This window comes from Psychrobacter sp. MES7-P7E, from assembly GCF_002863645.1.
Taxonomy (GTDB): Bacteria; Pseudomonadota; Gammaproteobacteria; order Pseudomonadales; family Moraxellaceae; genus Psychrobacter.
The window spans coordinates 1-14,572 of the sequence record NZ_PJBU01000074.1; the positions used below are offsets into that span (position 1 = coordinate 1).

Here is a 14,572-nt window from a genome sequence, read left to right on the forward strand (position 1 = left end):
TTTTACAGTTACATTCTCAACAACTCTGTACCAATATAAAGGTTGTTCAACAACTAAATAATTTAAGTCATTATTTTTTGCAGCTTGTAACCATAAATCGAAATCTTCTGCCAAAATTCTACTTTCATCATAATTATTTCTTATATACCAATTTTTACGTGCTAATAGCGAAGCATGTAACAGATTAGTCACTCCCTCTAGAATCATTTTTGCATTCATTTGGTAATTATCACCTAATCGCACACCTGTCAGCTCATTATTTTTACCAATGGTAAAACAACCTGTAGTAACGAAATCAACTTCCTTATTACTTTCTAATACTTGTATTTGCTTCTCAAGACGATGGTTACTCATCAAGTCATCAGCATCCATACGTGCAATATAATCATATTTGGCTTCACGAACAATTTGATTTAATCTATAGGGTAATTTTTTATTTAAACCATCAGATATCACCCTGATCCTAGTATCTCTACTCTCAAAATCTCTAGCAATTTCCAATGACTTATCGGAAGAACCATCATCAATTAAAATCAATTCCCAATATTGATACGTTTGAGCTAAAACTGAACATATAGCATCTTCTAGATAGTTTTCTGTATTATAAAATGGAATGCCAATTGAGATATAAGCGCGACTTTTCATCAGAACACCTCAAACATAGGATTGATAATATAAGGACTCAGATTGCTGAACTTTGATGTCGTCAATATGAAATACACCAGGAAGATAAACACACTGATGATATAGACATAAATATTATTTATCTTTTTCAAAACCACAGGCAGTAATAAAATCAAAGTCCATGTGAAATACGAAATGATTCTTTGCGGGCCTGAAGCGCTAGTACCTAACAGCGCTAGCGGTATGACAAAAACTACGCCTGACGCATAAAACATCAATAGCTGTTGAAAGGTCTTATCTTTAATTTTATATACATAGCTTGCAACAATTATGAGAAGCATAAGCACTGTGTAAAACCCAAGTGTCAAAAACCCGCCTGACTCTTCAGATACTTTTGCATAGTCTTCATATCGATCATTAGTAGATGAAATATAAGATACGAGTAACCTACTAACGAATAAAGACCCGAAAAACGTCGCAAGTATTTTATAAGCTGGCTTCACTCTCAAATTTACAATCAAATAAAATGGAATGATAAATAAAGCCGTGATATGAAAAAACGATGCAATGGCACATATTAATAGATAAGGAAAAAGCCGTTTCTCTAGCAGATAAGGAATGGCTAAAGTAAACAAAGCCATTGCGATTCCTTGACGCAATCCATTGAATGAAAAGGTATAGACGCCTAGCGTAATAAACAGAAATACAGAGAGCCAATAGTTCACACTGTATTTTCTGATGATTCTTAAATAGCAATAGACGATAACCAAGCTGGTGATGATCAGTAGCCAAAAATAGTTATTCGTCACATGCAGTAATGAATACTCAAATAGCTGGTAGCCGTACTCAACATCTTCATTAAATCTAAAGGACTCAGGACTCAATTTATTATTAAAATTTCTGATATAGTTTGCAGTATCCGTACCGACCCAATAGCTACGACCGCCTGCGAATAGGGCTAAAGTAATTAAGGGCAGCCAAAAAGACGTACGATTGAGAGATTTTTTCTCCAGTACTATCCAGAAAACAACAAGGCTAAGGACTAACAGATAAGGAAGCATTTAATCCTCTATAAAGTAGCTGAATATTAAGTAAAAGCCTTATCGCATATTCAAATACATTTGCGTTAACTTCTGCGAATTGGTCGCGGCGCTAAAGCCATGTAAATTTAGCGTCTTTATTACTTCTGCTTCATTGGATATTGGAGGCTGAAAACTCAGCAAACTATCCACCCAAACATTGGCTGACTGTATAGGCAAAAAACATACAAGTCCAAGTCCTAAATCTACTTCATTTGATACTTGATCAGAAACCAATGCCATAAGTCCTACTGTCTGGCTTTCTACTAAGACTACTGGGAAACCTTCATGCAGGGATGGCATAATCATATAGTCAGCACTGGCCATTAACTCAGTAATATCAGTACGCATACCCAAAAACTTAATGTTATCCCCTAAGGCCTGCTCTTTCACTTGTCGTCTTAACTGGTCTTCCAATGGACCTTGTCCAACGATATATAAGGTAAAGTCGATCTGACGTTTTTTCAGCTGCTCAGCGATTTCTAAAGAAAACTGATGGTTTTTAACCTCATTGAGACGACCAACTTGGATGATTTTTAACCCTTCATCTCCAAGTCTTTTAGCACCAAACTCCTGATTGATATAATGCCGTGATTGGTTAGCGACTGATATCATCTTCTGTATATCAACAGCATTGGGCAGTAGCCAAACATCTTTTGTAGTACCAAATAAGTAATTTGCAGCACGATCACCGCAGCTGATTCTCTTAGTAGCCAATGTACGATTGGTAATTAATGCCCATTGTTCATATATTTTTTTAATAATATTGGTTTTACCATTACTGGTGCTATGAGAGTGAGAAATGCGATGCGGCACGCCAGCACCTTTAGCAGCCAACAGATGAAAAGCATTGTTTAATAGCATATGAGCATGAACGATTTGATAATCAGGCTGCTGTTTAAGGAATTTTTTAAGTTTGAGCATGCGCGTTAATGAATGACCAGCTAAAATCGGTATAACCCTACCGCCCAACGCTATTATCTCAGCATCATAGTCGCCGATCTCGTCGGTAAAAGTGACAAAATCAAACTGAATCTGGCTATGATCTATATGACGGTATAAATTCATAAGCATGGTCTCTGCCCCAGCACGATCCATTTTTCCCACTATGTGCAGCACTCTCCGGATAGTCATATCATTTACCTTTTAAGAAACATAAAGCCAACTTTGCTTCTTGTAACTATTTCCAATTTGCTTCCTTTTAACCTTGTTTCTTTCTTTAATGCTTTACGAAGCACCTGCATTATAGGCAGCGCAATTTGGCTTGGCATACGTGCTATATTGCTGATCACTATATTTCTTAACGTCAAATTGTTCTGATAACCATTTAAACGTAGTGTTTTATCTGCTTTTTTAGCTTGTGCCAGTGCCCTTATTAAATACTCATTGTCTATACGGGTGAGAATGCTCCAATGACTTTGTCTGATTTTATTGGCAAGTATTTTTTTAACTTCATTAGCTTGATAGTCTTCTACTAGATTCATGACTTTTGAATGAATAACGAAAAGGTCTAATAGCTTTTTATCTGTTGAACCCGTAATCGACGTGCCTCGCTGTCTATACAGGTAAAAATTAATAGGCAACTGATATCTAACCTTAGTAGATAAGCCAAGATGCCAATGGAAAGGCCAATCCTCGTAATACAAACCCACTGGAAAACTTAGAGAAGCCGTTTGCACGACACTGGATTTAATAAATTTAAGCCACGCAAAATGCGGTAGGCTAAAATACGAATCGTCTATCTTGGTTGTCTCGGATGCCAAGCTAGCAGCTGGATACGGTAGTTCATTCTCTGCCGCTCCTTCTTTGAACGGTGCAAAACCATATGTCACTACTTCTGCATTCGTAGTAAGAGCACAATCTACACAAGCTGCCACTAAGCGAGTATCTACAATGTCATCAGAATCAACAAACATCATATAATCACCTACTGCAGATTTAATACCAGTATTGCGAGCAGCAGAAAGACCGCTGTTTTCATTATGTTGAATGACTCTGATACGCTTATCTGTGAGATGTAAGGCAAGCGCTTGTTTTGAATTATCAGTAGAGCAATCTTCAACGACAATAATTTCAATATTCTTATACGTTTGCTGCTTGATAGTTTCTAAGCAAGCGTCAATATATAACGCGACGTTGTATACTGGCACGATAATGCTCACCAATGGCTTTGCTACGCTAGTCATATAATAACCACCGATTTTTCTAGATCATGGTATTCATTGATATGAACGGGTGACTCATTCATCGTACCGTGAGACAAAAATAGCAGTTTGTCGATATGTTTCGAAATCTCAGCAACCTCATCTAGTTCTAAAAACACAAGTCTTGGATGATTACGTAACCAGTCTAACTGCGTTTGCCTTATCTTATGATTGGAGTTCGGCAATACCAAGCAAGGTGTACCCGATAGTAAACATAAAATCATGCCATGTAGGCGGTCAGTCACGACCAATTTTGCAGATCGAAACTGGCTAAGCTTGTCAGTCAATAATTTTTTGCAATGTGCTTCGTCCAATTGAGAGCCGCCAGCATGAGTATCTGTCTTTTCAATATGATAGTCAGTATCTGCTAAGGCTTTATCTATAAAGCCGTATTGTTCAGTGGATAGAGCAGCTTCTTTGTCATTCCGTAAGCATCGCAGAATAGTTGACGACTCTACGTCATTTTTCGTCCCAAGTACTGCTGCGTTTGCACTCATAACGATATCTGGCACAAGACCAACATGGACATTGCTATACTCAGCAAAAAGCTTGATAAGTTTGGCCGCTGTCATCGACTCTCTAGCGAAAATGTGTATATCTGGGTGCTTGGCGTAGACCTTTACAATACGATGCAATGCTCGCTTAGACTTAGCAGAATCACTCCAATCTAAGGTCTGAGGAAAACACACAACGCGATTCGTAGGAAACGTATTGATAACTAATTGGCGCAGCTCCTCAATATCAGGATACGAGCTACCCATATTGCCTCCCCCAATAATAGTGACAATATCCCTCTGTTGTATTTGTTGTTTAATCGAATTAAGCACCAATCTGGTTTGACTAATAGGAACACTGACAACTTCATAATCAGTCATCACATGTTGCAAGTATTGCTTTTGAGCATAAGAGATAGCAATATCACCAATATTGCCGTAGTCAGCTGCCAGAAAAATGAAGCATCGATTACTACTAGGCAAAGGAAAATCTCGCGCGCCCCTATAAGTAACTAAGTGTTGTTTCAGTTTAATTGGTATGAGTTTTTTTATGGCGGTAGTATTCATTTTTGACACTCCCTTATTTATTTCTCATTAACATCTTTTTTACCCACATGCGACGCTTTGACCCAAAAGGTAATAACCCACTCAATTTTGGAGATGATTTACGTTTGAGTACTTTTTCAATGTATGGAAGCCATTCAAGACCCTTGCCCGTTTCAATCATTTCTTGACGAATTAGATACCAGTCTATGCGTACAGCGTCACTTTTCAAAACCATAAACCTGAAAAGTGACGAATCTATCGGGGTGTCAAAACAAGCAGGATTATCAACACCTGCAAGTAAGAGATTCAGTCGAGTTCGTACACATTTTTCACAGTGACCGCAGTTTCTATCATGCTTATTACCAGCCCAGCAAACACGTAAATTTCGTATGCCTATAGACCAATTTGAAAGAATGATTAACTTCTCAGATCGACGAAATCCTGCACCATCATGAATAATTCTAAAATTGCCACCGCTCAATAATGGATCTGTTATGGGGTGTGAACCCCATGGAGTAAGTAATACATCATAAGAATCGCCACTACCGATGAGTCCAATTCCTGCATATCGTTTCAATCCACATAGAACGGAAGCAATGGCAGCCGCGTGATATTCTTCCCAATCGATAGACCACAATGTTCGAACATTCGTCTTAACGGGCAGTAGATCAACGTTAATATCAGAAAGTACTTTGGTTGCTATCTCTACAGCACTATCAAAACCTTCTGTATCATCTAAAGGTATATCAAAACCATGCACAAAAACCCCTGCCTTAATATCTCGCGTGGCATATCCTGCTCTGCCTGTCGCATGACGATAAGCGGTAAATTGAGCATCCACGCCACCAGAAAATGCAGCAATCGCACCTTCTACTTGTACGTCGCGCGCTCTAATACGATCAACTTGTATATCAATCAAAAAATAACGCTCTGGTAACCATTTATTCCAGACATACTGTAGTTCTGTCAGGTTGGCTAATAGCTCATGGGACACGCTGCCATGGACACGAATAGCCGCACGCAGCTGCATCGCAGGCAACAATGTGGCTAACAAATAAGAGTCGCAATCATCATCTGCTGGCATTGGTAGATTGATAGGATATGCAAACCACAACTCTTGCTCAGTGACACTTTCACCCATGGTTGTTTTTTTCAGCAAACAAGAACGAGTCTGTCCATTTTCGTCACTTTTTAATGCCTGAGGAAACAAATCAATATTAAACATGTTTTTTTACCTTCGCTTTAGACCAAGACAGTTGTAAAAAAGCCAATGTCATCACATACCAACGTCGTGAAAAACATGAAATCAAAATACGAATACAGCGTGCTGGGTGCCATTGATGGTAATGTGGCAAACAGTTCTGATAAACGAAAGACTGGCGTATTTTTATCAACTCTGCATGGCGTTTTCTCATCTGAATATGAGCCAAATTATTGAGTAAATATGGCAGCATATGCTCGATATAACTACGGGCAAAATCTGATAGCAGTATTTGTCTCTCAGTAGCACTGATAGACCAGTCATGTATCCTGACTCTAGCGTTATAGTCTGCTTCAATAGACTCGAGCAGCCCTGGCTTATATTGCAAACTCGTCATCGAAGTGGCATTTTCATAGTAGTTATATGGACAGTCGGGTACGACAGATAAATGGTTCGATTTACCCAAGCACTCAATATTAAAAATACCGTCTTCACCAAGCTTTATGTCACAATTAAACCGTAAATCCGCTATCAGGCTTTTGCTATAAACCTTGGTAGTTACATACCAATATATATTTCTATTCTCTGTCACTCTCAGCTGTAGCATTTTAATGTCTTGCCGTGAATATTCTGCTGTAATGTTACGTCGCTCGATAACAGAGTCATCTAACATGATGCGCTTATGACCAAACGCCAACATTTCGATATTCCGATCAACCATTTGTGCAATGACAAAGTCAAAATACCAATCATCGATAGTGTCGTCCGCATCTATAAAAACGATGTAGTCGCCGGTTGCGATATCAAGCCCAGTATTACGAGCATCTGCCACGCCCCCATTTTTTTGATATTTCACCGTAACCCATGCCCTATCACTTTCCCACCTGTGCAATAACCTAGCAGTTTCATCATCAGAACCATCATCAATAATGATCAATTCAATCTCATGATTCTTTTTCGCAACGTCAATACTACCAATACAACGATCAATAGTAGCAGCGGCATTAAATGCGGTGATAATAACTGAAATCATAGTGAGCCTCTTGAGTTGAGACTTCTAATGCATATCCTTTGTGCCATCCAACGCAGTCAACATATTTACCTACTGCTGCACTTTATAGATATGAACCAGACGCCGAAAAGCGACATAAACGATAGATAAGCTAAGCAATACCCCAACAGATGAGAACAGGGCAATGGCTACCATATCTGACTCAAAAACGTAAAACCCTATATACAGCGCTGCAGCACGAAATATCACTGCAAAAATCTCTCTAATCAAAAGAAAACGCTGCAAACGCAATGCTGGCAATGCTGCAGTACTCGCACCCGATACCAAGCTGGTCAAAAGCCAAATAGAAAGCCACTGTGAATAACTACCTGCTAATGCCCACTCTGCGCCAAACACTAAAGAAAAAAGATAATCGCCAAAAACGAACACTGTACCGAATGGAACAATACCAACCACCAATAGAATTACCGTCACTTTTAATAAAAATTGATAAGCTTCTGGTGACTTTGCTGTGATCGCACGCGTAATCTTAGGGTAAAAAACCTCTCCAACAGCTTGGCCTAGCAACATCGCTGGTGCACCAAGTACAAGAATAGCCAACGAATACTGCCCAGCAGAAGAAGCACTAAATAGTGATGCTAATAAGATAGTTGGCAACCCTACTGAAGCAGCATTAAGCATACTCTGTGGCATGCGATATATGGCAAAGTCACGCTGAGATATAGCGGCGTTACGGATACCAATCGTGCCAAACCAATTTCGGACATTTAATACACCAATCCTAGGCACACGGAGCATTTGCATTATAAAATTCGTGATCTGCCCTGCTATCGTCAATAAAATAAGCAACATACCAGAGGGGGCCCACATACCCCCTATCAACTTACTGGTATCTGTCACAAGCTTGCTCTCTACATATGCACGAGCTTTGGCTTTAAACAAACCTACCCTGATAGCAGACTGATCAGCAACAGATAGAAACGCGCCAGCCAATAGCGTCAACGGTATGAGATACAACATATATGGTGCACCTTCCATACCCGTCCATCGTGCCAAATAAACATTGCCGAAATAGACAGCGATGAACGCTATAGCCGCTATAAACAAACTGAGCAATACAGACAATCTGATAATGGCAGCGGCATCCTCGTCACTGTCAGGCATCACAATGGCATTGGCATAACCCATGGTCGCAATCGGAGTAATAATACTGATGACTGCGGCAAATGCGGCAGCGATACCAAAATCTTCAGGACTATATAATCTGGTGAGAAACGGCATAAAGACCATAGCGATTGCCTGACCAGCAGCAATACCGCCGCCAACCATGGCCACATCTCGTACAAAGTGACTGGCTTTCAATCGACTGATTACGCTCTGTATCGATAAAAACACTTCAGAGGCCATTACTCATCATCCAATTTGGTATGTCACAGCATTTATATAAATCACCATATCCTAAACAATCTTACCAATAAGTGATTTCATCATCTCTTCAATATCAACCTTATCACCGCTATTTAATACCCTTACTTAGTATCATTACTACTACTTAACCGACCACCTCTAACTGCTCTACATCTGTCTTTGTGACATCAGCTTCATCGCCTTCTCGGTAGCCTTCAACGAAGGTCCTAAACTGTGCTTTCAACCATTCAATATCGTGCCGCTTTGATCTTTCGATAAACTCAAACAAGATAGCTTCGATGTCTTCCAATGGAAAACTATGCTCCATTGCTTGCATAATGAGTGGATGAAACGTGGTTTCTATGTTGTCGGCACCAATGATTAACTCTTCATAGAGCTTTTCACCTGGTCTCAATCCAGTAAACACAATTTCGATATCACCATTAGGGTTCCTCGCATCTTTTAGCTCGCACCCTGTCAGACGAATCATACGTTTTGCAAGATCCACAATTTTGACGGGCGCACCCATATCAAGCACAAATACTTCACCACCGAACGCCATAGCCCCTGCTTGAATAACCAAACTGGCCGCTTCTGGTATGGTCATAAAGTAGCGCGTGATGTCTGGATGGGTGATGGTAATCGGACCACCCTGCTCAATTTGTTTGGTGAATAGTGGCACTACGGAGCCTGATGAACCCAAAACGTTACCGAAACGCACCATACTAAAACACGTATGACTGTTGCTTTGGCTCAGTCCTTGGCAGACAAGTTCAGCCAAGCGTTTGGAGGCACCCATGACATTGGTCGGTCGCACTGCTTTGTCAGTAGAGATCAATACAAATGTATCAACGTGAGCCTTTATCGCGGCACAGGCACAATGGTAGGTGCCTTTAGTATTATTAATCGTGCCTTCAAATGGATTGGACTCGACAATCGGTACATGTTTGTATGCTGCAGCATGATAAATCGTTTTTATATGGTATTTTTCGAATATATTGATTAATTTTTTTTCGTTACCCACGCTTCCAATGATGCTAACAATCTCAGTATCTTGATATTCAATATTACTAATAACATTACTAGCGACAAGGCTTCTAAGTTCCTGATCGATTGTGTACAAAGCATATTCAGACTGCTCGTATAACACCAAACATGCAGGTTTATTTTTCATGATTTGTCTACACAGCTCACTACCAATAGAACCCCCTGCGCCTGTCACGAGTACGTTTTTACCCGTAATATTTTTTTGGAGGAGCTCAGCAACTGGTTCTACAGTCTCTCTTTCAAGCACATCTAATATATCAACTGGCCGTATATGGCTGACTGTTACGATCTCATCAGCAAGCTCTCGTAAGCTCGGTAAATCTTTTAATTTGACAGAAACACCTGACAGGCTATCCATAATCTGTTTTTTACGACCACGGCTCATAGAAGGCATTGCCAAAATCACTTGCGCGACATTTAATTTTTCTATTAACCAAGGTAACGCATGAGCAGCATATATTTTTTTACCATGTAAATAAGCCCCTATCAGCTGCGGATCATCATCGATATATGCCACTACATTGTATTTATGAGAATGTCTCAAGCTCTCTAATAGCTCTCTACCAGCCGATCCTGCACCATAAATAATCACGTTATCGCAGCAACTATCTAGGCGATCTTGATTGTCTGGTTTCTGTAGTCGATTCAGCAACCCACGAATCATTAGCCGACTGTTCCATAACCAAATAAAGAATAAGAACAAAAATATGATTGGCGCTGAGCGCGGCATCGTTGACACTGGGTTCACATAAATGATGAACTGATAAACGATAATAAGTAATAAAAACAACTGTAGTACTCGACCCATCGCAGCATCGAAAAATCCTCTAGAAGCACCTCTATAAAAGCCAATCAGATATAAGCTGACGACAGGTATCAATGCATAAAAAGCTAATACCGTAAGACCGATTTGATCATCGACATAACCCTGACGCAATGCCAATGCCGCTACCAAGCAAAGGACAGCAACTGAAAAATCGATACCAAATAAGATAGAGCATTTAGCAAAGCGTGGTAAAGCTAATAAAAACAGCGTCATACGCCTCGACCATCGATTGAGGTCACTTGGCGTTTGATAAGCATTGTTAGACTCTGTTTTTATAAACATAAGATCCACCTACTTAAGTTATGTCGCTCGTTTGCCATGGACAATGAACAGTAGCTGACTACGAATTGTGTCCATAAGCATAATGGTAGTGATAGCTGTACCGGTTCAAGATACTTTGCTGTATGTCATTTAATATGATGCCATCGACTTGTATGTTTGCTTTACTCATCTGTTTAATGGCATAGACCAACTGACCTTCTACTGAATGATCAAATTTGGTAACGATCAGTACTTTGTCTGCGTGCTGTGCCAACACCATGGCGTCTGATGCAGCCAATATAGGCGGCGCATCGATAACGATATAGTCGTACTTCGTTTTGAGCGCTACCATCAAATGATTGAACCTCTCTCCTATCAATAACGAAGTCGGATTATGCGATGGTCGTCCCCGCGATATAAGGTCGATATGCTCCATACCAGTCGGCTGAATAAAGCTTTCAAGGTTTAACTTAGCCATGTCAATATCTAACCGAGGCTCATTATCTGATAGAGAGCTATCTTTATCCTGCAGTAAGTAGTCTGTGAGACCACTGTCTGGATTCATACCAAACATTTTGTGCAGCTCTCCTAAACGCATATCTCCATCGATAATCAGCACTTTTTTGTCAAGCTGTGCAAATACCTCAGATAAATTGGCCGTAATAAAAGACTTACCGACACCTGGGCTTTCTCCAGTGATTAATATGGTCTGAGCGGATTTCTCATCTACTGTCTTCGTCGTCTTACCAAATAAAAGGTTTGTCCGTAAATTTTTAATTGCTTCATAGCTCAAGCCATTGTGATCAACGTGAGCAAGCATCCGACCAGTATTTTTTTTGTTCCTACCTAGCTTAGATATCGAGGTCGAACGTGGAATCGTTGCAATAACAGGAATTCCCGTTTTAGATTCTAGATGCTCTGGGTCCTTTACGACATTTCTAATTAAGTTTCTGATTAAAACCAGCATCACCCCAAGTACAGTACCTACGAGTAGCGCCAACAGCATAATTTGGAATTTGTTTGGTGCAATGGCATCGAAGGTACTAGTCGGTCTATCTAGAATACGGGCATAACCAACCTGACCAGCTCTAACGATTTTTAGTTGTTCATAATTTTTGAGCAGCGTGAGGTAAATCTCTCTATTGATAGCTGTATCTTCTGATAGCTTTAAGAACTCTCGCTGTATTTCAGGCAGTCCTGCGACGGTGCTACCTATCGCTCCTATTCGACTGTTGAGGACTTTTAGTTGCTCATTGATCTGGATGACGAGTGGGTGTTCATTGGTATAGTAAGTCGTTAGATCGGCTCTCTTTAATTTGAGATCATTAAGCTGCTCATCGATTCGAGACTTTTCATTTAGTAATAGCTCAGCTTCTTTACCTACATCGATGGTGCCGTGTTTTTTACGAAACTCATTGAACTGAGCTTCAGAGGTGTCTAATTTCTCTTTTAACGCTGGAATCTGCGTCTCCATAAAAGCCAATGTTTTGGTCGTTTCTTCCGTACCACGAGATTGGTTTTGATCGATATATGACTGGACTATCTGATCAAGTGTGGTCGTTATTTGCTGTTGGTTTGTGCCTGTCATCGACAGCTGAATAATGTTGGTTTTATCGCCTTTTTCTTCCACAGACAATTCGCTATTAATTGCGTCTGTCGTGGTCTTTAAGGCCTGCTTAGTGATGCCAATAGGATAACCGTCTGTAGGTAGCTCAGTCACTGTAATATTAATCTCACCGTTTACCCCATTGAACTGATGCGGCTGACCTAACTGTCCTTTAAAATCATCTAGTCCATTGCTCAGGACAAACCCTGTGTCAGACTGTGATAGCGTAAAAGATTGGTTTAAATACGCTGGTGACACATCGAACTGATTGATTTGTACGGAACCGTTTTTTGTGCTCAGAGACACACCATCATTCGTGTTCAACTGAGTGTTAATGCGGTCGTTTGTTATTTTATCGAGATAGCCAATATTAGGATCGGTCAGTTTGATGTCTAGATGTAGCATATCGACGACTGGCTCTAGTATCATCCGAGACCGTATGAGCTCGGCTTCTGCCTCAGCCTTGCTCACTTCTTCTCCGACCAACTCTGAGATATTCGCCCCAAGCGCATCGACTCCTTGGGAATTTTCTTCAATTTGGATTAGCGCATCAGACTTGAAGGTTGGATTAATATAGCGTGTATAAAAAAATCCTATTAAGAGTCCGATTGCTGCCATGAGCGCTATGACTTTCCAGCCACGCAACAAAACCAAAACCAGCGCCGTTAAGTCGATGTTGTCATTGTCGTTGTCACCCTTAGGTGTCGATAGGTCTTTTGAATCTATATTATTCATAACCATATACCCATTATTCAATGTAAATCGCTTAATAGCTTTCGCTTAGCTTCAAGACCCTAACTGCCCTTGACTGCCCTTGACCGCAGTTAGATTGCTCTCTGCCTCATCGCACCTTATAAAACCTATCACTCTACTTTCTATTCTTATCTCATTTAATCTCAGTATTTAAATTCAAAGCACATCCAGTATTTTCACTAGCTATCATTTATAACCCTGATATCACGTTGATGGCAGAGGTTGACGGTAGTATCGCGCTAATCACACGATTCCAGCGGGCCAAGCCTGTTGGATCCACATAAAGAATGTCATTGGCCTGCATGTCAAAGCGACTGGCTAGTGCCAAGCTTGTGATGCTCTGCATGTCGACGTAATAGATATTTGTGTACTGGTGCTGAGGGTTATCGCGCACGATATATACTTTGGCTGCGTTAGCCGTATTGGAATTTAGTCCATTTGACTCGCCCAATACATGCGCCAAACTTAGTCCCTGTTCTGGAATCGCAACTGGCTCAATTTTGCCAAATTCACCCAATACGTAGACCTTATTGCGGCTTTGATTATTGACATGAATAGAGTCACCATCCCGCAGATAGATTTGATTGGCAGACAGCCCCATTTTATGTAGTGACTGCACTCCTAAGCGATAGCTGTTGCCCTGACGGTTGAGCACAATGTTGTTTGAATCGCCTGTCTCAGTGGTACCACCTGCCATAGAGATAGCCCCATATACCGACACTGGCACATCAGCAATAGCAAACTCACCAGACTGCTTCACCGCACCATCTACGAAAAACTTGCTGCCACGGTAATTGATGATTTTGACTTGAGGATCTGAGTACTTGAGATAGCGCTGTAGTTTGCTTTGCAACGTAGCGGTGAACTGCGGCACGCTCAGCCCACTGGCTTGGACTCTGCCTATCAATGGAAACTGTATATACCCTTGTTGATCTACCGTTAAGCTAGCAGTTGACGCATTAATATCTGGATAATTGGTAAGGATGATATTCAGCACATCCCCTTTCGCAATGCCATAATTGACTCGTCCAGAGGTTTTGATCAAATGAGAGAGATCTTGAGTAACAGTAGCCAGCGCTGTACGCGGTAAAGTTGCCAGACTTAAAGGCTGAATGTGAAATTGAAGGCCGTTTTCTGCGGTAAAGGTGCCAGATTCAGGAAGATTTCCTGACTGAAGTCCTGAGTTGATCGTACAGCCACTAAACAACCCCATTAGAAATAAGCAAAATATGCTCATTACCAGGAAGCGTCTGTGTACAAAAATGAAATATTTATTAACCATAACAGTTACTCATATTTATATTTGTGAATCAAACCAGGAAACCTCACCACAGCATTTATATTCGTAAAAAAGAATATATTTAATAAATATACACCTAAAATATATTCAGTGCAATACATATAACTTGCCATAAAATAATTAAGTGACTATTTTGCAATTTCTCATCAAGCCCTTTATTTTCGGCTAATTGCAAAAATTTATATCGACTTTTAGATTGTTGAGCGATAAAA

General features: G+C 40.3%; 11 protein-coding genes. All 11 read right to left on the reverse strand.

Going from position 1 to position 14,572, the window contains the following annotated elements; translation table 11 throughout:
* On the reverse strand, positions 1–645 hold a 645-nt coding region (locus tag CXF62_RS03540), incomplete at its 3' end, for a glycosyltransferase family 2 protein (protein WP_102092937.1).
* A complete protein-coding gene (locus tag CXF62_RS03545) occupies positions 645–1,685 on the reverse strand; it encodes an EpsG family protein (protein ID WP_102092938.1) in 1,041 nt (346 codons plus the stop codon). The genes CXF62_RS03545 and CXF62_RS03540, both read right to left, overlap by 1 nt.
* A gap of 39 nt (positions 1,686–1,724) precedes the next feature.
* On the reverse strand, positions 1,725–2,837 hold the full coding sequence (locus tag CXF62_RS03550) for a glycosyltransferase (protein ID WP_228153154.1): 1,113 nt from the start codon (positions 2,835–2,837) through the stop codon (positions 1,725–1,727).
* 5 nt (positions 2,838–2,842) lie between these two features.
* On the reverse strand, positions 2,843–3,889 hold the full coding sequence (locus tag CXF62_RS03555) for a glycosyltransferase family 2 protein (protein ID WP_102092940.1): 1,047 nt from the start codon (positions 3,887–3,889) through the stop codon (positions 2,843–2,845).
* Positions 3,886–4,968: a polysaccharide pyruvyl transferase family protein gene (locus CXF62_RS03560; protein ID WP_102092941.1), complete on the reverse strand. Its 1,083-nt coding sequence runs from the start codon at positions 4,966–4,968 to the stop codon at positions 3,886–3,888. Before CXF62_RS03560 ends, CXF62_RS03555 begins: the two co-directional genes overlap by 4 nt.
* A gap of 13 nt (positions 4,969–4,981) precedes the next feature.
* Complete coding sequence (locus tag CXF62_RS03565) at positions 4,982–6,172, reverse strand: hypothetical protein (protein ID WP_102092942.1); 1,191 nt, start codon at positions 6,170–6,172, stop codon at positions 4,982–4,984.
* Entirely contained in the window at positions 6,165–7,181 is a 1,017-nt protein-coding gene (locus CXF62_RS03570) for a glycosyltransferase family 2 protein (protein ID WP_102092943.1), read from the reverse strand. Before CXF62_RS03570 ends, CXF62_RS03565 begins: the two co-directional genes overlap by 8 nt.
* Before the next feature lie 69 nt (positions 7,182–7,250).
* Positions 7,251–8,567, reverse strand: a complete 1,317-nt coding sequence (locus CXF62_RS03575; RefSeq protein WP_102092944.1) for an oligosaccharide flippase family protein — start codon at positions 8,565–8,567, stop codon at positions 7,251–7,253.
* Between the two features lie 145 nt (positions 8,568–8,712).
* Entirely contained in the window at positions 8,713–10,722 is a 2,010-nt protein-coding gene (locus CXF62_RS03580; RefSeq protein ID WP_102092945.1) for a polysaccharide biosynthesis protein, read from the reverse strand.
* A gap of 58 nt (positions 10,723–10,780) precedes the next feature.
* Complete coding sequence (locus tag CXF62_RS03585; RefSeq protein WP_102092946.1) at positions 10,781–13,042, reverse strand: polysaccharide biosynthesis tyrosine autokinase; 2,262 nt, start codon at positions 13,040–13,042, stop codon at positions 10,781–10,783.
* A gap of 208 nt (positions 13,043–13,250) precedes the next feature.
* Positions 13,251–14,297: a polysaccharide biosynthesis/export family protein gene (locus tag CXF62_RS03590; protein WP_228153155.1), complete on the reverse strand. Its 1,047-nt coding sequence runs from the start codon at positions 14,295–14,297 to the stop codon at positions 13,251–13,253.
* Positions 14,298–14,572 lie beyond the last annotated feature (275 nt).